Below are 662 nucleotides of genomic sequence, written 5' to 3' on the forward strand. Positions count from 1 at the left end.
GATTTAAGTTGCAGGTCTGTCCCTTCGCGGCGAGAGAGTTTGCATTTTGGACCAATATAACGAGCCATGAATGTTTCTCCTTACACGCGACGTTTTTTAGGTGGACGGCAACCGTTGTGAGGAATTGGAGTCACATCGGTAATGCTGTTAATTTTATAACCCACTGCACCTAAAGCACGAACCGCAGACTCACGACCAGGACCAGGACCTTTTACAAGGACGTCCAAGTTTTTCAAACCGTAATCTAAAGCTGCTTTACCAGCAACTTCAGCAGCTACCTGAGCAGCAAACGGAGTTGATTTACGTGATCCACGGAAGCCTTGCCCACCTGAAGTGGCCCAAGCCAGTGCATTACCTTGACGATCGGTAATAGTCACAATGGTGTTATTAAAAGAAGCGTGAATGTGTGCAACACCTTCAGAGACGGTACGAGTGACCTTCTTGCGTGTGCGAGTATCTTTAGCCATCTTTTAGCTTCCAGAAATCTTATTTCTTAATAGGTTTGCGCGGACCTTTACGGGTACGTGCGTTAGTTTTGGTGCGTTGTCCACGGACAGGCAAGCTGCGACGATGACGAAGACCGCGGTAGCAGCCTAAATCCATTAAACGTTTAATGTTCATGGAAATTTCGCGACGTAAATCACCTTCGGTCGGAACCTTGG

General features: G+C 47.3%; 2 protein-coding genes. Both read right to left on the reverse strand.

All coding sequences use genetic code 11. From position 1 onward, the window contains the following. Positions 1–80: 80 nt before the first annotated feature. Complete coding sequence (gene rpsK, locus B2Y23_RS14920; RefSeq protein WP_001040166.1) at positions 81–467, reverse strand: 30S ribosomal protein S11; 387 nt, start codon at positions 465–467, stop codon at positions 81–83. A gap of 19 nt (positions 468–486) precedes the next feature. Then, on the reverse strand, positions 487–662 hold a 176-nt coding region (gene rpsM / locus B2Y23_RS14925; RefSeq protein ID WP_291371651.1), incomplete at its 5' end, for a 30S ribosomal protein S13.

Origin of the sequence: Acinetobacter sp. UBA5934 (assembly GCF_002430855.1) — a bacterium.
In the GTDB taxonomy this organism is placed as follows: Bacteria; Pseudomonadota; Gammaproteobacteria; order Pseudomonadales; family Moraxellaceae; genus Acinetobacter.

Coding starts and splice junctions, on each gene's coding strand:
- rpsK (WP_001040166.1), bottom strand. CDS start 467: ATGGCTAAAGATACTCGCACACGCAAGAAGGTCACTCGTACCGTCTCT.